This window comes from Candidatus Burkholderia verschuerenii, from assembly GCF_001189365.1.
Taxonomy (GTDB): domain Bacteria; phylum Pseudomonadota; class Gammaproteobacteria; order Burkholderiales; family Burkholderiaceae; genus Caballeronia; species Caballeronia verschuerenii.
Map to the genome: position 1 here is coordinate 1 of NZ_LFJJ01000113.1, position 17730 is coordinate 17730.

A 17730-nucleotide genomic window follows, 5' to 3' on the forward strand; every position below is an offset into this window, starting at 1 on the left:
GTTTCGCTCCACGCTTCCTCCCCACGGTCGGTCGCCCTTCCGCAGTTGCGCTTCACTTCGCTCGCTGTGGTCAACTTGCCGCGCGACTTGCACCCGCAAGAGTGCGCCCATGCTGGGCGCACAAAAGAAGCATCGCCGATGCGCTGCGCCGCCGCCGCACCGTGCTCGACAACGCGCACGTCGCGTTCGTGTCGATGGACGAAGCCGGCCTGATCGTCGACTGGAACGAAGCCGCCGTGCATCTGTTCGGCTGGCGCGCCGCCGAAGTGCTCAATCTCGAACTCGCGCAGATCATCGTGCCCGAGCGCATCGCGCGGGGCTGATCCGCTATCTGTCGACGGGCGAGGCGCGCATCATCAACCGGCGCGTCGAGTTGCCGGCGATCCGCCGCGACGGCAGCGAATTCGCCGCCGAGTTGTCGATCAGCGAAGTGTGGTTCGACAGGCAGCGGCAATTCGCCTGCTTCGTGCACGACATTACCGATCGCCGCCGCGCGACCGAAGCGGACGAGCGCCTGCGTCTACTGATCAAATCGGTGAGCGACTACGCCATCTGCATGCTCGATCACGACGGCATCGTGCGTTCGTGGAACGACGGCGCGCACGCGCTGTACGGCCATTCGTCGGACGAAGCGATCGGCCGGCATTTCGCGCTCTTCTACACCACCGACGAACTCGGCCGCGACCGCCCGAGCGACGACCTGCGCGCGGCCACCGAACGCGGCCGCGTCGAGCATGAAGACTGGCGCGTGCGAAAAGACGGCTCCGAATTCCGCGCGCATGTCATTCTGAGCGCGCTGCCGAAGAACGGCGGCCGCGAGCACGGCTACGTGATGATCACGCGCGACATGACCGCGCGCCGCCGTCTGGAGGAACTGGAAGCGTCGAGCCGGCGCATGAACGAGTTTCTCGCGCTGCTGGGCCACGAGTTGCGCAATCCGCTCGCGCCGATCCGCAACGCGGTGAGCATCCTCAAGCTGAAGGCGTCGGACGATGCCGACGTCGTGCGCAGCCGACAGATCGTCGACCGGCAACTCGCGCATCTGACCAAGCTCGTCGACGATCTGCTCGAAGCGGGCCGCGTCAGTTCCGGCAAGATTCGCCTGACGACCGAGATCGTCGATATCGCCGATGTCGTGCAATTGAGCATCGAGGCGAGCCAGCCGCTGTTCGACGATCGCGGCCAGCGCATCGTCGTGCAGGACAGCGGGCAGCGTCTGTTCGTCAACGGCGATTCCACGCGACTCGTGCAGGCGCTCAACAATCTGCTCAACAACGCGTCGAAGTTCAGCCCGCCCGCCTCCACCATCACGCTCGAAGTCGGTCCGCGCGGCGGCTCGGTGATGGTCCGCGTCACCGATCAGGGACGCGACATTTCGCCGGAAGCGCTGGCCATCGTGTTCGATCTGTTCGTGCAGGAGCATCCGCCGGGCGCGCATCAGGATGAAGGCGGGCTCGGCATCGGGCTCACGCTGGTGCGGGCCATCGCCGAACTGCACGGCGGACATGTCGAAGCGAAAAGCGGCAGAACCGGCCGAGGCAGCGTATTCAGCTTGTGGCTGCCGCTCGCGCAGCCGCCGGAAGCGGGCGCCGTCGTGCCGTCCGCGCCGAGTCATGTCTCGACCGACATGCTCGACGTGCTGGTCGTCGACGACAACCGCGATTCCGCCGACAGCATGACGCTCGTGCTCGACATGCTGGGCCACAAGGCATCGCCCGCCTACGACGGGCCGGACGCGCTGATGCGTTTCGATCAGGTGCATCCGCAAGTCGTGCTGCTCGATCTGTCGATGCCGGGCATGACGGGCTTCGACGTGATCCGCCATCTGCGCGAACGGCAAAGCGCGCGCGGCGAGGACGGCAACAAGCGCATCGTGGTCGCGGCGATGACGGGTCTCGGCTCCAACGAAGACATGGCGCGCACCCGCGCGGCGCGCAGGGACGGCTAGACTTAGAATGAGTCGATGCAGGCGTTCCTCCCACTCACGCGCGCATCGACCATGACCTCAGCCTCTTCCCGCGATACCCTCGCCGATCTCTGGCGTCTCGCCGCCTTTCCGTCCGATGCACTGTCCCGCATCGATCTGCCGGGACGCGACCCGGTGTTTCCGTCGACCTTCGCGATCGGCGTGGCGGCGCAATCGACCATCGGCGCGGCGGCGCTGGCCGCGTGCGAGGTCGCGCACGCGCGCGGCGTCGATCGGCAGGATGTGTCGGTCGACATGACGCACGCCGCCATCGAATGCACCAACTGGTTCACCGTCGACGGCCAGGAGCCCGAAACCTGGGGCGCGTTCTCCGGCTTGTATCGCTGCGCGGACGGCTGGGTGCGGATCCACGCGAACTTCCAACATCATCAGGATGGCGCGCTGCGCGTGCTCGGACTCGATCCGCGCACGGCCACGCGCGCCGAAGCCGAACGCGCGCTGCTCGACTGGCGCGCCGCCGATTACGAAAACGCCTGCGCCGAACGCGGTCTGGTCGTCACGATGCTGCGCGGCTTCGAGCAATGGGACGCCACGCCGCAAGCGCAGGCGATTGCCGCCCAGCCGCTGATGACCATCACGCGCATCGGCGATGCCGCGCCGCTTGCGCTGCCGCCCTTGTCCGCCGATGCCCGTCCGCTCGACGGCGTGCGCGTGCTCGACTTCACGCGCATTCTCGCGGGGCCGGTCGGCGCGCGCGCTGGCCGCTTTCGGCGCGGACGTGATGCTGGTGAACTCGCCGAATCTGCCGAACATTCCCGCCATCGCCGATACGAGCCGCGGCAAGCGTTCGGCCCATCTCGATCTGCTGACCGGCGACGGACGCGCGACGCTCGAGCGTCTGATCGACGACGCGCATGTGTTCTCGCAGGGTTATCGGCCGGGCGGGCTCGCGGCGCTCAGCTTCGGGCCCGACGAAGTAGCGAAGCGGCGGCCGGGCATCGTGTACGCGTCGTTGACGGCTTATGGCACGCAAGGTCCGTGGGCGCGGCGTCGCGGCTTCGATTCGCTGGTACAGACCGCGATGGGTTTCAACGATGCCGAAGCGCGCGCCTTCCGCGAGGACAAGCCGCATCCGCTGCAGATGCAGATGCAGATGCAGATGCTCGACATGGCGAGCGGCTTTCTGATGGCGTTCGGCGTATCGGCGGCGCTGTGGAAGCAGCAGACCGAAGGCGGAAGCTGGCACGTGCAGGTGTCGCTCGCGCAGACCGGGCATTGGCTGCGCGGACTCGGACGCATCGCGGACGGCGTGCATGCCGCGAAGCCGGATTTCGCGCCTTATCTGGAAACGGTGGAATCGGGCTTCGGCGCGTTGAAGGCGGTCACGCCGAGCGCGCGGCTGGCGCGCACGCCGGCGGGTTACGCGCGGCCTTCGGTGCCGCCGGGGACGTCGGAGGCGCGGTGGTAAAGGGCGGCTCGATCACCCCGCTTCGGCTTCGACCACACGCGTCTCGCTGAGCGCATCGACCGATACCGGCACGCGCCGCGCCAGCGCGCACATCAATTCATAGCCGATGGTGCCCGACGGTTCCGCCACTTCGTCGACCCGCACGCGCGGGCCCCACAGTTCCACCGGCGCGCCGATGCCCGCCGCCGGGCACGGCGTGAGATCGACGGTGAGCATGTCCATCGACACGCGGCCGACGATCCGCGTACGCACGCCATCCACGACGACGGGCGTACCGGCGGGCGCGTGACGCGGATAACCGTCCGCGTAACCGCACGCGACCACGCCGATACGCATCGCGCGATCCGCGGCGAACGTGCGGCCGTAGCCGATGGTCTCGCCCGCCGCCAGCGTCTGCACGCCGATGATGCGGCTTTCCAGCGTCATCGCGGCGGCGAGCGGCGCGCCCGCGATATGCCGCGCGCTGCCCGTCGGCGACGCGCCGTAGAGGATCGTGCCGGGACGGACCCAGTCGCGATGCGCGCGCGGATGCCACAACACCGCCGCCGAGTTCGACAGCGAGCGCGTGCCGGGCAGATCCTTCGTCGCGGCATCGAATTCGTCGATTTGCCAGTCGATCGCGCCGTCGTCGGCATTGGCGAAATGCGTCATCAGTCCGATGCGCCCGACCGCCTTCAACTGCGACGCCCGCTGCCAAGCACGCGCGTAATCGTCGGGACGGAAACCGAGGCGGTTCATGCCCGAGTTCATCTTCAGTTCGATATCGATCGGCGCGCGGTGCGGCGGACGCGAGCAGATCGAGTGGCGCGTCGCAATGCACGGTCACCGTCAGCCGATGATGATCGGCCGTCGCCACATCGCGCGCGTCGAAAATGCCTTCGAGCAGCAGGATCGGGCCGGTCCAGCCGAGTTCGCGCACGCGCACGGCTTCGTCGAGATCGAGCAGCGCGATGCCGTCCGCCGCCGCGAGCGCCGGAAAAATCCGCTCGATGCCGTGGCCGTAAGCATTGGCCTTTACGACCGCCCAGACGCGCGAGGCGCTCGCGGTGCGCCGGACGAAATCGAGGTTGTGGCGCACCGCATCGAGGTGAATGCGAGCGGAAATCGGACGTGGCATGGCGGCTCCTGAGCAGCAGCAGCGCGATTCAAGCGTGTTTGTCGAAGATTGCAGTGGATTGCGCAATCGTATCGACGCTCAGGCAGTCGTTGTTATTATATTTATCGCGCTTTTTGGGCGTAACGACTATTCGAACCATGCCGCGCGGATGCGCTGTATAGTGAACGACCGCATCGCTTCATTCGGGAGACCGCCATGAACGACACTCAGCGACTCGCAGGCTTGCGCATCGTGCTGATCGTCGTCGGTCTGATCGCGCTATTCGCGATCTGGCCGCTGATGATCCTTTGGCCGTCGGGCTGGGCCTGGCACAGCGGCCACTCCGACTATCCGCTGATGATCGTCGGCGTCTACGCGACGCTCGGCGTGTTTTTGCTGCGGGCATCGCGCGATCCGATGCGGCATCTGAGCCTGATCTGGTTCACGGTGTGGTCGAGCATCGTGCACGGCGCGATCATGGCCGTGCAGTCGTTCGGTGTCGAGATGGACGGCGCGCGCCATGTGGGGCATCTGTACGGCGACGTGCCTGCGCTGTTTATCGTCGCGGCGGCGCTGGCGTACTTCACGCCGCGCGGCGAGCAGACGCGCGCCCGGACTGGCGCGGCGGCTTAGTTCAGATAGCCTAGGTGTTCGGCCAGAATCACGCTGCCGACGCCGATCAGAATCAGCCCGCCGACGATCTCCGCGCGCTTGCCAATGGTCGCGCCGACCAGCCGCCCGACCATCACGCCGACGGTCACCATCAGCATCGTCGCGAAGCCGATGGTCGCGGCCGTCGAGAAGATATCGACATCGATAAAGGCGAGACCCGCGCCGACCGCCATCGCGTCGATGCTGGTGGCGAAGCCCGTCACCGCGAGCACCAGGAATGAGTGCGAGTTCGGCTTTTCCTCTTCGTGATCCGCCTGGCTGAAGCCTTCGCGGATCATGCGCGCGCCGAGCACGAACAACAGGCCGAACGCGATCCAGTGATCCCACGCCGTCACGTATTGTGCGCGGCGGCGCGGCCGAGCGCCCAGCCGACCAGCGGCGTAATGGCTTCGATGACGCCGAAGATCAGACCCGTCTTGAGCGCTTCGCGGATACGCGGCTTGTGCAAGGTCGCGCCCTTGCCGACGGCGGCCGCGAAGGCATCGGTGGACATGGCGAAGGCGAGGAAAATGGTGGAGGCGAGGTTCATCGCGTTTTTATTGGCGTTTCGGTCGGGCAAGAAGATGCGACAGACCGCGCCCCCGACCTTCAAGCGCACTCTGTCGATGGTCTTGCCAACCCGCGTCAACAACTGCGACGGCTGCCCATGCCACGATCGGACGATCGAGTGTGTTGACATGGGCGCTTTCCGATTGCGGAAAGCCGGCTACTCCCCAGCGAAGAACTCGAAGCTTATCACGATCAATTCGGTGCGCCCGTGAAATTTCCGCGAATTCCGGTAAAGTGCCAGCGTATAGCACGCAATAGACGCTTAACGCCGCGATTTTCTCCACTATACGATGGAGGCATCATGCAGGCCGATTCCGCTCATCAAGCCGCGCGCGAGGCCATCGCACGCATCTATCACGCGTTCGAAACTCAGGATGTCGCGCTGCTGCGCGAAGCCGTCACGCCCGATTGGGCCTACCTTCCCGAGCCGCCCGGCCAAAAGCCCGGCCCCGATCAGATGATCCCAGTCTTCGCCGACCTCGCGACGGCGCTGCCCGACATGCATATCGAGATTCTCGACACGCTGGTGCAGGGCAATCGCGTGGGCGTTCGGGCGGAAGTGAGCGGCACGCAGTCCGGGCCGCTGATGGGCATCGCCGCGACAAGCAAGCCGATCCGGTTCGCGATCCACTCGTTTCACGAATTGCGCGATGGCCGCATCGCCAAAACCTGGCATCTGGAAGATTGGCTGAGCGTGTTCCGTCAGCTGGGCGAAGCGCCGCGCGTTTTGAGGCAGCCTTAGCGTTGCGCTGCCTCGTGAAGCACCTGTTCGACGCATAGCGCGACCAGCCGCGCATCCAGCCTTTCCAACGCGCGCGCCGCGTCGCGCAGCGCGGGCGCGTCCGTTGCCGAAGGAATCGGAAAAGAGCCGTTCACGCTCGCGGGCCGCCGCGCGTACGGCGTCGAGCGTCGCGCGTAGTTCCGTCATGCGCGGAAACTTGGCCGCGCGCGCCCGCGATTCCAGCTTGTCCGCGAGCGCATCGAGGGATGCCGCGCTGGGCGTCGCATCGCCGAAACGCGTCAGAAAGCGCCGGACGCTGCCATGCAGACGGCGATGCGCATCGACGAGATCGCGGATCGACTCGGCGCGCGCGTCGTCCCGCGCGGCTCGCACGGTGATGATGGTCGCGGCGTAATCGGCCGCGGGCGGGGATTCGGATTGCGTCAGCATGGTGGTTCGACAACGCTCGATGTATACGTTCGAATATAACGCAACTGACGCGTGTTGCGGTGTCGTGTTAGTGACTCAGCAAACCGAACACGCCGACGCCGGTTTTCGTGCCGACATAAACCTTCCCGTTGGCGATCATCGGCGTGATGAACTTGTGCCCTGGCCGAACTGGTCGCGGCTGCCCGCCTGATTGCTGTTGTAGAGCTCGCGCGCCAGATTGCCCGCGTCGTACGCGTGCAGCACCGCGATATCGCCGTTTTCGGCCGCCCATAAAATCCCGTTCGATGCCCCGCTCGCCGAGACGCTCGGCGTCGCGCCCGGCGCGCCGAAGCTGTTCGCGGTCTTGCTGGCGGGCGTCGCGGACAACGCCGCGTTGGTGATCGTGAAGGCCTTGATGTTGTCGCCGATCGAGCCGAAATAGACCGCGCCGTTGAAGTACGCGGGCGCGGCGAACATCGGTCCGGTGATTTGCCCGACGACCTTCTGATATGCGTGATCCGCGTTCGAATCGAACTTGCCCATCGAATCGCGATTGACGACGTAGATGATCGAGTCCTTGCCCGCGCCGAGCGCGAAATGGCGCACGGTGCCGCTCGCATCGGTCAGATCGGAGCACCATCGCGCCGCCCGAACCCAGGTCTTCGTCGATATTCGATTCCTGCACCGTGTTCGACGGCTCGAAGTAATCGGTGACGGCGAGCGTAGGCGTCGCGCCGAGTTTCAGGAAGCCGTTGCCGAAGTCGCCGTGGACCGGCATGCCGTTGCCGTCGAGCGTCGCATCGAAGGTGCCGTTGGCATCGAGGAAATAGATCGACGTGCCGTCGGACGCGAGGCCCGCGCCGCTCATCCAGATCGCGCCCATCTGGCCGTTCGGCGTGACGTTCAGCACATTGGCCTGTTTCAGCGTGTCGGCGTTATAGCCGATCACCCAGCCGGTGTAGGGCATCACGTCGCAATGCGAAGTCCAGGCCGTGTAGACGACGCCGTTCAGCAACAGCAGCGACGCGCGTTCCGCGTATTTGGCGGGATCGAACACCACGGTGCCGTTCTGGCTACCCGCGCCGGTGCCGGGATAACTCGCGGTGATTTCCGTCGGCCCGCCGAACAGTTCCGCGCCGGTCGCGAGGTCGAGCGCGTGGATGCGCTGGTGATAGCCGCCCGACGCATCCTTCGACATGCCGACGACGTACATCGCGCCGTGCGGGCCGCGTCCCCGGTCGGTGACCGGCGTCGCCGTGACGCCGATCTTCGGCGATATCTGGAAGCAACCGTGATCGTCGCTGGGCAACTCGCCGCTGCCGAGCGTAGAAGCTTTCCAGAGCGTCGCGCCGGAATCGGCATCGAGCGCGTAGACGCTGGCGTTTTCGGTTGCGACATACAGCACGTTATGCGTGCCGCCCGCGATCGGCAGGCCGGCGAGAAACAGCGGTTCGGCGTCCACCGCGCCATCGACGGGAAAGGTCGCGAGTTTGCCGAAGCCGGCGGATGTGACATTGGCGGGCGTCAGCACGGTTTCCGCGAGCTGCTGCCCGGTCCGCGCGATGTCGTTGTGATAAGTGGCGACGTCCATCGGATTCGCCGTTGTGGTTGTGGTCGCGGGCGCGCTTGCGCCCGAAGCACTCGACGCAGCGGATGCACCCGAAGCCGCCGAAGCAGGCGCGGTCGTTCCCGTCGACGCGGCGCTGGGCGAATTCGATCCTCCGCCGCCGCATCCGCCGGAAACAGCGGCGGTGACCGCCGCGACGGCGAGAATCAGCGTGACGACCTTTCCAGACAGACCCAGTTTCATGGCAATCCCCTCGACCGGCCGGCGGAGCAGGCTTCACGTTGATGATGCATCGGGCAGCAATCGAAATGCCCGCGAGAATGCATCGGCGACGTTATCGTAACGGATCGACGGATGCGCCTATTCCCATTTTCGAGACATCCCTCGCGCTTCTTTTTATTGCAACGCATCATCGCGTGCTACTATAGGGTTATTACCTAGGTAGTTAACCTAGTCATCTGACTCGATTAAGGAAATTCGTCATGGGAATCATCGCCGCCACCAGCAGCCCGCTCTTCACCATCCTGTTCGACAAGCTGTTCGCCGTCATCGGCAACGCGCTCAAAACGCGTGCCGAAGTCAGCGCGCTGATGGCCAAAGCGTATCGCCGCTCGGTCTGAATCGGCCTCCGCTCCTATCTCGCCTACTGCAACGTGTAGGCGATCACGTAATCCCCCGCCTTGGTTCCCAGCGAACCGTGGCCGCCCGCCGTCACGAGGATGTACTGCTTGCCGCTCGCGTCGGCATAACTCATCGGCGTGGACTGGCCGCCTGCCGGCAGACGCGCTTCCCACAGCTTGCGGCCGTCGCGCACGTCGTAGGCGCGCACGTATTGATCGAGCGAGCCGGTCAGGAACGCCACGCCGCCCGCCGTCACGATCGTGCCGCCCAGACTGGGCACGCCGAGCGGCATCGGAATCGGTAACGGCGCGCTGTCGCGGATCGTGCCGTTCTTGTGCATCCACGCGATCTTGCCTGTGCGCAGATCGACGCCCGCCATATAACCCCACGGCGGCGCCTGACACGGAATTCCCAGCGGCGACAGAAACGCGCTGATTTCATAGGCGAACGGCGTGCCGCGCGCCTGCTTGATGCCGCTCGTCTCGCTCGTGCTCGTCGCGTCCGCCGAGAGCTTTTCGCGCGGAATCAGCTTCGACGTGAACGCCATGTAATCCGGATTCGCGATCAGAATCTGCCGCACCGGATCGACCGAAATTCCGCCCCAGTCGAACACGCCGAAATTGCCCGGAAACACGAGCGTGCCTTGCTCCGACGGCGGCGTGAACGGCCCGTCGTAGCGCAGGCTCTTGAACTTGATGCGGCACATGAGTTGATCGAACGGCGTCGTGCCCCACATGTCCGCTTCCTTCACATGCGGCGGATTGAAGTTGAGCGCGGAAACGGCCTGCGTCGGCGCGGTGTGATCGCCCTTCGCCGCGCCTTGCGGCACGGCCACTTCGTCGATCGGAAAGATCGGCTTGCCGGTTTCGCGATTCAGCACGTAGATGCTGCCCTGCTTCGTCGATGCGACCAGCGCCGGTTGCGTGCCCGTCGCCGTCTGCAGATCGATCAGCGTGGGCTGGCCGCCGACGTCCATGTCCCACAGATCATGGTGCGTGAACTGGTAATTCCAGCGCAGCTTGCCCGTCATCACGTCGAGACGTCGAGCGCGACGACGCCCGCGCCGAAGCGCTCGGCCTGCGGCGTGCGCTGTCCGCCCCATTGATCGGGCGTCTGATTGCCCATCGGCAGATAAATAAGGCCGCGCTTTTCGTCGACGCTGAACATCGACCACATATTCGGCGAATTGCGCACATAGGTGCCGCCCGCCGCGATCGGTTCCGTGTGGTCCGGATTGCCCGGATCCCAGTTCCAGACGAGCTTGCCGTCGTTGACGTCGAACGCGCGAATCACGCCGGACGGCTCGTTGTTCGATTCGTTATCCGTGACGTGACCGCCCACGATCACGAGATTGCCGGCGACGGCCGGCGGCGAAGTCGAGTAATAGCCGCCCGGCGTGAACGGGCCGACGTTCGCGCGCAAATCGATCGCGCCGTCGCGGCCGAAGCTCGGGCACGGCTTGCCGGTATCGGCGTTCAGCGCGATCAGACGGGCATCGGCGGTCGGCAGGAACAGGCGGCGCGGGCATTCGGCGGCGGCGGTGGTTTGCGCGGGCGTCGGCGATGGGCCTTTGGGTTCGGTGTCGAGCGCGGGGACGCTAGACGCATCGGACGCGGCTGATACGGCCGATGCGTCGGACGCGGGCGACGCGCCTGACGCCGCCGCAGGCTCGCTGGCCGCGGCTGCGGTATCGGAGGCCGCTGCGGTATCCGACGCCGCAACCGGCGTCTCCGCGCCCGCATGCATCGCCGGATCGTAATAGGCGACGCCGCGACACGTCATATGCTCCCAATGCTTGAAGCCGATCGCGCTCTGAATCTGCGGATCGTAGCGCCATTTTTCTCGGCCGCTGGCCGCATCCAGCGCGATCACCTTGCTATGCGGCGTGCACAGGAAGATCGTGTCGCCGACTTTCAGCGGCGTGTTCTCGTCGGTGGTTTCGATCGGATCGTCGGGGCCCGGCTTGTCGCCGGTCTGGAAAGTCCACGCCACTTTCAACCGGTTCGCGTTGTCGGGCGTGATCTGCGTGAGCGGCACGTAGCGCTGCGCGAGCGGCGAGCCGCCGTAGTCGATCCAGTCGCCCGGCTTGCGGCCGTTGCCCGCGTTGATATCGGGCTGGTTCGGATCGGCGGCGACATCCACGTCGATACGGCCCGGCACGTCGTGCGGATTCGTGAAGTACGTACCGACGCCCAGCAGCACCGCCAGCACGATCGCCGATGCCGGCGGCACGCGCGCCGCCCGCGCGGTCTTCGGCGGCCCGAACAGCGCGCCGCGATGCACCCACGGAATCAGCAGCCACACGCCGAGCAACACCCAGATCCACAGGCGCGGCAGCAGTTGCCAAAAATCGAACTTGACTTCGAAGACGGACCAGACGGTGGTGCCGAACAGCATCAGCGCGAACAGCATCAGCGCGAACAGCAGCAGCGCGGAACGACGGCGGATCAGCAGCAGCAATCCCGACAGCACGATGACCGCGCCCGCGATCACGTAGTACCACGATCCTTTCAGCGCGACGAGATACGCGCCGCCCGCCGCGAGCACCGCGCCGAGCACGATGAACACGATGGCTGTGAAGAATGTGAGCCGGTGAAGTCTTCCGGTGCCAGCCATGCTGGAGCCCTCCGTGACGGTGAATGCGCGTCGTGCGAAGGAGCAAGCGTCGTGCCGTCAGAGCAGACTAAGCAGACGATAGGATCTTGAGGGACTAGCGCGGCCAGCGGCCGTCGTAGGCGTTGGCCATCGGCCGGGCGAACAGCATGGCGCTTTTCAGATCGCTGCGTTCGGAGAAACGCGGGGCGTCGAACCACAGCAGGAATTCGTCGCGCCAGTTGCCCCAGGCGTTCTCGTCGAAATCGAAATCCTCGTCGATGCGGCCGTTATCGCGCAGATACGCGCCGACCACTTGCGTGCCGTTCCAGTAGGCGACCGCGACATCGGTGAGATCTGCCGTGGTGCCGCGCGGGAGATCGCGCAGCAGCATCGCGACATGTGCCTTGAACGCAGTGAACTCGATCGGTCTCATCGACGGCTCCGCATCGAAAAGTGCGTGGAAACGGATACGCACGGCATGATTGAAGCGCCGCGCGCATCCGTCAGCCGAACGCGCCTTTATTCAGATCCTGCTCGAATTCCGTGGTCCAGTGTGTGCCGTGCCCCACGCGATATCCACGCTCTTTCAGCGTCGATTGCCGCACGATGCTGACGATTCACTGCAACGGATACACATCGTCCACGATGTCCGAAAGATCCGCTTCACGCACGAGAAAATCGTTCGCTTCGAACCGATGGCGCGAAAGAATCGCCAGAAAATCCGCTTTTTCGTCCGGTGCGATGACTGACATGGCGGCCTCCGTCTGCGCGTGCTGCTCTAATCAAGTTAGCACATGCGGCGAGGAATGGCGGCGCTAGATGACGCGGGACGCAAGACGCGTCCCGCGATGATGCACTTACTTCGCGAGCACGCGACCGATGGCGTCGGCCACGATCTGCACGTTGCTGTCGTTCAGACCCGCGACGCACATGCGGCCCGAGCGCAGGATATACACGCCGAACTCTTCCTTGAGCCGCTCGGCCTGATCGGCGACGAGTCCCGTGTAGGTGAACATGCCGCGCTGCTTGACGTAACGCGTCAGCATTTCGCCGCGCACGTGGTCCTTCAGGCCATCGTGGATCGCCTGACGCATGCGCACGATGCGCTGGCACATGGACGCCAGTTCCTGCTCCCACGATTCCTTCAGCGCCGGCGTATTCAGCACCTTGGTGACGATTTTCGCGCCGTGCGTCGGCGGATTGCTGTAGTTGGCACGCACCGCGCTGGTCAGCTGACCGAGCACGCGATCGGCTTCGGCGGCGTCGTCGCAGATCACGTGCAGGCCGCCGCAACGCTCGCCGTACAGCGAGAAATTCTTCGAGAACGAATTGGCGACGAACGCCGGCACGCCGCGTCGCGCGAGTTCGCGCACGGCGAAGGCATCGGCGTCGAGTCCCGCGCCGAAGCCCTGATACGCCATATCGACGAACGGCAGCAGATCGCGCTTTTGCAGCACGTCGATCAGCCTGGTCCATTGCGCTTCGTCGAGATCGACGCCGGTCGGGTTATGGCAGCACGCGTGCAGCAGCACGACACTCTTCGCCGGCAACTTGTCGATGCCGTCGAGCATCGCGTCGAACAGGAGGCCGCCGGTGGCTTCATCGTAGTACGGATACGTGTTCACTTCGAAGCCCGCGCGCTCGAAGATGAAACGATGGTTTTCCCACGTCGGATCGCTCACCCACAGTTTCGATTGCGGGAAATAGCGCTTGATGAAGTCCGCGCCGACCTTGAGCGCGCCCGAGCCGCCGAGCGTCTGCACGCTGGCGATACGGCCATCGGCGCGCGCCGGGCTGTCGTTGCCGAACACCAGCGCCTGCACGGCGTCGCGGTAATGCGCGAAACCGGCCATCGGCAGATAGGGCTTCGCGCCCGGTTCGTTCAGCAGCGAGGTTTCGGCTTCGCGCACGGCCTGCATCACGGGCAGACGGCCTTCGTCGTCGAAGTAGATGCCGATGCTCAGATTGACCTTGTTGGTGCGCGGGTCCTTCTGGAAATTCTCGTTCAGCGACAGAATCGGGTCGCCGGGATAAGCATCGATATGTTCGAACATGATGTGAAAGTCAGGATCAACGGGAATGCGCGCGGGCGGAACCGCCGGCGGCGCGGGTTTTGAGATAGTAGCCGATTCCCAGCACCGCCAGCCAGACCGGGATCAGCAGCGCCGACAGCCGCAGCCCCGGCGTTTCATACGTGACCCACACGATCAGCGCGACGAAGGCGAGGCACAGATAGTTCGTCAGCGGATAACCGAGACTGCGGAACGCCGTGCTCGCGCCCTGTGCGCGCTTTTCGCGACGGAACTTGAGGTGGATGATGCTGATCATCGCCCAGTTGATGATCAGCGCCGAAACCGCGAGCGTCATCAGCAATTCGAAGGCGCGGCCCGGAATGAAGTAGTTGATCAGCACGCAGATCGCCGTGGCGAGCGCCGACACGCCGAGCGCGACCAGCGGAATGCCGCGCGCGTTGACCCTCATGAAGGCGCGCGGCGCGTTGCCCTGCTGCGCGAGGCCGTAGAGCATGCGGCTGTTCGCATACACGCCGCTGTTGTAGACCGACAGCGCGGCCGTCAGCACGATCACGTTGAGCACGTTGGCGACCAGCGTGCTGTTCATTTCGCGGAAAATCAGCACGAACGGGCTGCCGCCGCTCGCGACCTTGTCCCACGGATAAAGCGACAACAACACGCCCAGCGCGCCGATATAAAAAATCAGAATGCGATAGATGACCTGGTTGATCGCGCGCGGAATGCTGCGCGTCGGATCCTGCGCTTCCGCCGCCGTGATGCCGACCAGTTCCAGCCCGCCGAACGAAAACATGATCACGGCCATCGACATGACCAGCCCGTTGACGCCGTAAGGAAAAAAGCCGCCGAGCTTCCACAGGTTCGTCACGCTCGCCTGCGGCCCGGCGTGGCCCGACGCGAGCAGCCATCCGCCGAACGCGATCATGCCGAGAATCGCCGCGACCTTGACGATGGCGAACCAGAACTCGAGTTCGCCGTAGGATTTCACGCTCGTCAGGTTGATCGCGTTGACGAGCGCGAAGCACGCCAGCGCGGAGACCCACGTCGGCAGGCCCGGCCACCAGTACTGCATGTAGATGCCGACCGCCGACAACTCCGCCATGCTGACGAGGATATATACGGCCCAGTAGTTCCAGCCCGAGATGAATCCGGCCGCGTGGCCCCAGTATTTATCGGCGAAATAGCTGAACGAACCGGCGACCAGCTCGTCGACGATCATCTCGCCCAATTGCCGCATGATGAAGAACGCCATCATCCCGGCCAAGCCGTAGCCGAGCAGCACGGACGGCCCCGCGAGCTTGATGGTCTGCGCGACGCCGAGAAACAGTCCGGTGCCGATCGCCCCGCCGAGCGCGATCAACTGGATGTGGCGGCTTTTCAGTCCGCGCTGAAGCGTGTCGTGTGATGCGTCTTTCGTGTTGCCTGAATCCATTGCCCTTGCCTGCCTGAACTACAGAAAAACTGCGAGAAAACCCTGATCGGCAATGCCGCGCGTCGATGCCAAACGTTTGCGACAGCCGCGCGAAGCGTTGCTTTTTCGTCGGAGAATTGCCGATCGCGGCGTTGAAGCGCCATTAAGTCCGCGCTTCGGGAAAACACGGGATTTTACCGTCTCGCGCCCGCCCGAGCCTTGCCGGACGCGGCCTCGTTCGTCACATGAATCGTCACACAAGGGGCAGATCACGATTTGAGGCCGGAAATAGGTATTTATCGGCAGATTGAAAAGGTGGACTCGCCTGCAGAATTCATCCCATACACACAACACACGGGGAGTTCGACATGTTTCAGACGATGGAAGGTAACGCCAGGCCGCATCGAATCGCCGAGCAGACTCAGGCCGAACTGATGCGCTCGCTGCAAGCCGTGTCGGACAACATCATGCGGCTGGCCGGCACGCTGCGCGCACAGCCCGAAAGCGATCGCGGCGCCGACGATACCGCTGCGATCCACCAGCAGAACGCCATCGCGCAGGACCTGATCGCCCGTTTGCTTGCCATGCCCGCTTCAGCAGTCTGATCAACCGTTTCGAAGAACCCGCGGGCGAATTGAATGCCGCCCGCGAAACTGCAAAAACCCGCACATCGCAGAACGCGAGCCGCAACGAGAAGAAACAGGACGGAAGAAATGAGCTACTTGACCATCATCGCAATCGTTTGGGCCACCTGCGCGGCTTGTGCGGTGTTCTTCATCCGTGGCGCGACGGCACGCGATCTGCGTCCCGCGCCGGTGCGCAGCGCCGAGCCGACGCTCGGACAGGTCGAGGAGTTCAGCCGGACGATCTGAGGCCGCCCGGCATTGGAAGAAGGTTTCGACGTCTTACTTGACGGCCGCCACGGCGGCCCGCAGTCCCAGCAGATAGCTGTCCACGCCAAAGCCGGAAATCTGGCCTTTGGCAATTTCCGCGAACACCGACTTGTGGCGGAATTCCTCCCGGGCGTGCACATGCGACATGTGCACCTCGATAATCGGCGCGCTCAGAATGGCAAGCGCATCGCGAATGGCGTAGCTGTAGTGCGTCCACGCGCCCGCGTTGATCACGATCGCATCGACTTTCTCCTCAAACGCGCGATGAATCCGCATGCACATCTCGCCTTCGATGTTGGTCTGATAGCACTCCACCTCCACACCCAGTTCGCGCCCCAGCGCCGCCAGCTGCTCGTCGATCTGCGCGAGCGTGGCCGTGCCGTACTGCTTCGGATCGCGCTTGCCGAACATGTTGAGGTTGACGCCGTGCAGCGTCAGGATCTTTGCCATGATGTGTCCTTGAGTGATGAAAGCATTCAGGCCGTCTCGACGATACCGCCGCTGTGCGCCGCCTCGACGATGGCCTCCGTGATGCGCAGATTCTGCAGCCCGTCGCGCGCGCTGACAATAGGCGCGGCCTCGCCGCGCGCCACACAGCCGAAATGCTCCATCTGATGCGCGAGCGGATCGTCGCGCGTCATCGGCACGATCTGCTCCTCGAACGGCTTCCACCACGAACGGTCTTCCGCTTTCGCGTAGGTCTTCAGACGCATCGTCGGCACGGATAGCGAGCCGAAGGTGCCCGCGATCACGTAGCAGTCTTCGTCGGGATAAGTCGAATACGCCTTGTTCTCTTGCGAGGTCTGTTCCCAGCTGCGCGGACAGGCTGCCGTATCCGACAGCATGAAGGTGCCGAGCGCGCCGCTCGCGAAACGCAGATTGATCGCGACGGTATCTTCCACCGGAAAGCCGCGCGTCGCCTGCGAGGCGAACGCCTGCACCGCGACGATATCGCCGCACAGCATGCGCAGATTGTGGACCTCGTGGATCATATTGAGCAGAATCGGGCCGGCGCCCGGCTCGCGCCGCCACGGCGCATCGGCGTAATACTGCTCGGGCTTGAAGAAGACCGCGCTACCCATCACCGCGACGAGCTTGCCAAGCCGGCCTTCGTCGATCACCTGTTTCGCGCGCGCCATGATCGGACTGTGCGCGCGATGATGGCCGATCAGCACCTTCGCGCCCGATCGTTCGACCTCATCGACGAGCGTTTGCGCTTCGGCGACGGTCGGCGCGATGGGTTTTTCCAGCAGGATCGGCACGCCGGCCGCGAGACAGACGCGCGCATGCTCGACATGCAGCTGATTCGGCGTCGCGAGCACGATGCCGTCCGGGCAATCCTTGGCGATCAGTTCGTCGAGCGTCCGGTAGAGCGGCACGCCTGCTTTCGCCGCGATATCGACGGCGGCAGGCGCGGGATCGACGATTGCCGCGAGCGTGCAGGTCGCGCTGCGCCGCGCGACGTCCATATGCGCCTGGCCGATATAGCCCGCGCCGGCCACGGCGATGCGGGTCTTTTGGGTATGCGTGGGAATCGTCATCGCAATCTTCATGTGTCGGGGAACCGACGCAGATTACTATGACGCGCGGGGAACATAATCGGCCGCCGGGGAATCGGGATAGAGGCAGGCCTCGCGGCCCGACCCCTCCCACACCACCGTGCGTACGGGTCCGTACACGGCGGTTCGGATCAGTTGATCGGCGCTGGACCGACCGACGGCAGGCCCAGCGAACGGAAGTAACGATTGGAC

General features: G+C 64.7%; 14 protein-coding genes, 6 pseudogenes and 1 riboswitch. Of the genes and pseudogenes, 9 read left to right on the plus strand and 11 right to left on the minus strand.

The genetic code is table 11. The features are described 5' to 3' along the window. Positions 1–194: 194 nt before the first annotated feature. From BVER_RS35975 to BVER_RS18230, 3 genes and pseudogenes are all read left to right on the plus strand, one after another. Positions 195–814 (plus strand): annotated as a pseudogene (locus BVER_RS35975) (PAS domain-containing protein); the annotation flags it as partial. 81 nt (positions 815–895) lie between these two features. Then, on the plus strand, positions 896–1948 hold the full coding sequence (locus BVER_RS35980) for a hybrid sensor histidine kinase/response regulator (RefSeq protein ID WP_369094835.1): 1053 nt from the start codon (positions 896–898) through the stop codon (positions 1946–1948). Positions 1949–1999: 51 nt separating this feature from the next. After that, a pseudogene (locus tag BVER_RS18230) lies at positions 2000–3395 on the plus strand (CoA transferase). A 12-nt stretch (positions 3396–3407) separates the two neighbouring features. Here BVER_RS18230 and alr read toward each other — a convergent pair. Next, a pseudogene (gene alr, locus BVER_RS18235) lies at positions 3408–4512 on the minus strand (alanine racemase). A 195-nt stretch (positions 4513–4707) separates the two neighbouring features. Between alr and BVER_RS18245 the strand changes: the two are divergent. Continuing rightward, entirely contained in the window at positions 4708–5124 is a 417-nt protein-coding gene (locus BVER_RS18245; protein WP_050454516.1) for a DUF6632 domain-containing protein, read from the plus strand. On the opposite strand, the pseudogene mntP reads toward BVER_RS18245, so the two are convergent. Beyond that, a pseudogene (gene mntP / locus BVER_RS18250) lies at positions 5121–5692 on the minus strand (manganese efflux pump MntP). The gene BVER_RS18245 and the pseudogene mntP overlap by 4 nt on opposite strands. 13 nt (positions 5693–5705) lie before the next feature. Beyond that, positions 5706–5885, minus strand: a riboswitch (yybP-ykoY riboswitch). A 128-nt stretch (positions 5886–6013) separates the two neighbouring features. Between mntP and BVER_RS18255 the strand changes: the two are divergent. Further along, on the plus strand, positions 6014–6454 hold the full coding sequence (locus tag BVER_RS18255) for an ester cyclase (RefSeq protein WP_050454517.1): 441 nt from the start codon (positions 6014–6016) through the stop codon (positions 6452–6454). Here BVER_RS18255 and BVER_RS34105 read toward each other — a convergent pair. Beyond that, positions 6451–6588 (minus strand): hypothetical protein, encoded by a 138-nt coding sequence (locus tag BVER_RS34105; protein WP_232316625.1) that lies wholly within the window; start codon positions 6586–6588, stop codon positions 6451–6453. The two genes, BVER_RS18255 and BVER_RS34105, sit on opposite strands and share 4 nt — an antisense overlap. Before the next feature lie 166 nt (positions 6589–6754). Between BVER_RS34105 and BVER_RS34110 the strand changes: the two genes are divergently transcribed. After that, positions 6755–6922 carry a hypothetical protein gene (locus BVER_RS34110; RefSeq protein WP_232316626.1) on the plus strand — a complete coding sequence of 56 codons (168 nt, stop codon included), beginning with the start codon at positions 6755–6757 and terminating at the stop codon, positions 6920–6922. Between the two features lie 28 nt (positions 6923–6950). Here the strand turns inward: BVER_RS34110 and BVER_RS18265 are convergent. Next, positions 6951–8672 (minus strand): annotated as a pseudogene (locus BVER_RS18265) (PQQ-binding-like beta-propeller repeat protein). Between the two features lie 239 nt (positions 8673–8911). On the opposite strand from BVER_RS18265, the gene BVER_RS32645 reads away from it, so the two are divergent. Then, the gene (locus tag BVER_RS32645) at positions 8912–9049 is read left to right on the plus strand and encodes a hypothetical protein (protein ID WP_198155294.1); all 138 of its coding nucleotides are present in this window, start codon (positions 8912–8914) and stop codon (positions 9047–9049) included. 23 nt (positions 9050–9072) lie between these two features. Here BVER_RS32645 and BVER_RS18270 read toward each other — a convergent pair. From BVER_RS18270 to BVER_RS18290, 5 genes and pseudogenes are all read right to left on the minus strand, one after another. After that, positions 9073–11666: pseudogene (locus BVER_RS18270) on the minus strand (glucose/quinate/shikimate family membrane-bound PQQ-dependent dehydrogenase). A gap of 94 nt (positions 11667–11760) precedes the next feature. Further along, on the minus strand, positions 11761–12078 hold the full coding sequence (locus BVER_RS18275) for a hypothetical protein (RefSeq protein WP_050454518.1): 318 nt from the start codon (positions 12076–12078) through the stop codon (positions 11761–11763). 184 nt (positions 12079–12262) lie between these two features. After that, the gene (locus tag BVER_RS35670; protein WP_332309126.1) at positions 12263–12397 is read right to left on the minus strand and encodes a hypothetical protein; all 135 of its coding nucleotides are present in this window, start codon (positions 12395–12397) and stop codon (positions 12263–12265) included. Positions 12398–12502: 105 nt separating this feature from the next. Next, positions 12503–13699 (minus strand): amino acid aminotransferase, encoded by a 1197-nt coding sequence (locus BVER_RS18285; protein WP_050454519.1) that lies wholly within the window; start codon positions 13697–13699, stop codon positions 12503–12505. A gap of 16 nt (positions 13700–13715) precedes the next feature. Next, positions 13716–15107, minus strand: coding sequence for an amino acid permease (locus BVER_RS18290; protein WP_050454520.1), 1392 nt, complete (start codon positions 15105–15107; stop codon positions 13716–13718). Between the two features lie 347 nt (positions 15108–15454). Here BVER_RS18290 and BVER_RS18295 point away from each other — a divergent pair, with 347 nt between their 5' ends. Next, positions 15455–15691, plus strand: a complete 237-nt coding sequence (locus tag BVER_RS18295; RefSeq protein WP_050454521.1) for a hypothetical protein — start codon at positions 15455–15457, stop codon at positions 15689–15691. A gap of 108 nt (positions 15692–15799) precedes the next feature. After that, positions 15800–15958: a hypothetical protein gene (locus BVER_RS32650; RefSeq protein ID WP_198155295.1), complete on the plus strand. Its 159-nt coding sequence runs from the start codon at positions 15800–15802 to the stop codon at positions 15956–15958. A 33-nt stretch (positions 15959–15991) separates the two neighbouring features. Here BVER_RS32650 and aroQ read toward each other — a convergent pair whose 3' ends face one another. After that, entirely contained in the window at positions 15992–16429 is a 438-nt protein-coding gene (gene aroQ, locus BVER_RS18300) for a type II 3-dehydroquinate dehydratase (RefSeq protein WP_050454522.1), read from the minus strand. Positions 16430–16455: 26 nt separating this feature from the next. Beyond that, positions 16456–17532 (minus strand): Gfo/Idh/MocA family protein, encoded by a 1077-nt coding sequence (locus tag BVER_RS18305; RefSeq protein ID WP_232316627.1) that lies wholly within the window; start codon positions 17530–17532, stop codon positions 16456–16458. Between the last annotated feature and the right edge of the window lie 198 nt (positions 17533–17730).

What these genes read in the sequence shown, in the direction of transcription:
- BVER_RS18255 (WP_050454517.1), top strand. Translation starts at nt 6,014, where the DNA reads ATGCAGGCCGATTCCGCTCATCAAGCCGCGCGCGAGGCCATCGCACGC.
- BVER_RS18290 (WP_050454520.1), bottom strand. Translation starts at nt 15,107, where the DNA reads ATGGATTCAGGCAACACGAAAGACGCATCACACGACACGCTTCAGCGC.
- BVER_RS35980 (WP_369094835.1), top strand. Translation starts at nt 896, where the DNA reads ATGAACGAGTTTCTCGCGCTGCTGGGCCACGAGTTGCGCAATCCGCTC.
- BVER_RS18295 (WP_050454521.1), top strand. Translation starts at nt 15,455, where the DNA reads ATGTTTCAGACGATGGAAGGTAACGCCAGGCCGCATCGAATCGCCGAG.
- BVER_RS32650 (WP_198155295.1), top strand. Translation starts at nt 15,800, where the DNA reads ATGAGCTACTTGACCATCATCGCAATCGTTTGGGCCACCTGCGCGGCT.
- aroQ (WP_050454522.1), bottom strand. Translation starts at nt 16,429, where the DNA reads ATGGCAAAGATCCTGACGCTGCACGGCGTCAACCTCAACATGTTCGGC.
- BVER_RS18275 (WP_050454518.1), bottom strand. Translation starts at nt 12,078, where the DNA reads ATGAGACCGATCGAGTTCACTGCGTTCAAGGCACATGTCGCGATGCTG.
- BVER_RS34110 (WP_232316626.1), top strand. Translation starts at nt 6,755, where the DNA reads ATGCAGACGGCGATGCGCATCGACGAGATCGCGGATCGACTCGGCGCG.
- BVER_RS35670 (WP_332309126.1), bottom strand. Translation starts at nt 12,397, where the DNA reads ATGTCAGTCATCGCACCGGACGAAAAAGCGGATTTTCTGGCGATTCTT.
- BVER_RS18285 (WP_050454519.1), bottom strand. Translation starts at nt 13,699, where the DNA reads ATGTTCGAACATATCGATGCTTATCCCGGCGACCCGATTCTGTCGCTG.
- BVER_RS32645 (WP_198155294.1), top strand. Translation starts at nt 8,912, where the DNA reads ATGGGAATCATCGCCGCCACCAGCAGCCCGCTCTTCACCATCCTGTTC.
- BVER_RS18305 (WP_232316627.1), bottom strand. Translation starts at nt 17,532, where the DNA reads ATGAAGATTGCGATGACGATTCCCACGCATACCCAAAAGACCCGCATC.
- BVER_RS18245 (WP_050454516.1), top strand. Translation starts at nt 4,708, where the DNA reads ATGAACGACACTCAGCGACTCGCAGGCTTGCGCATCGTGCTGATCGTC.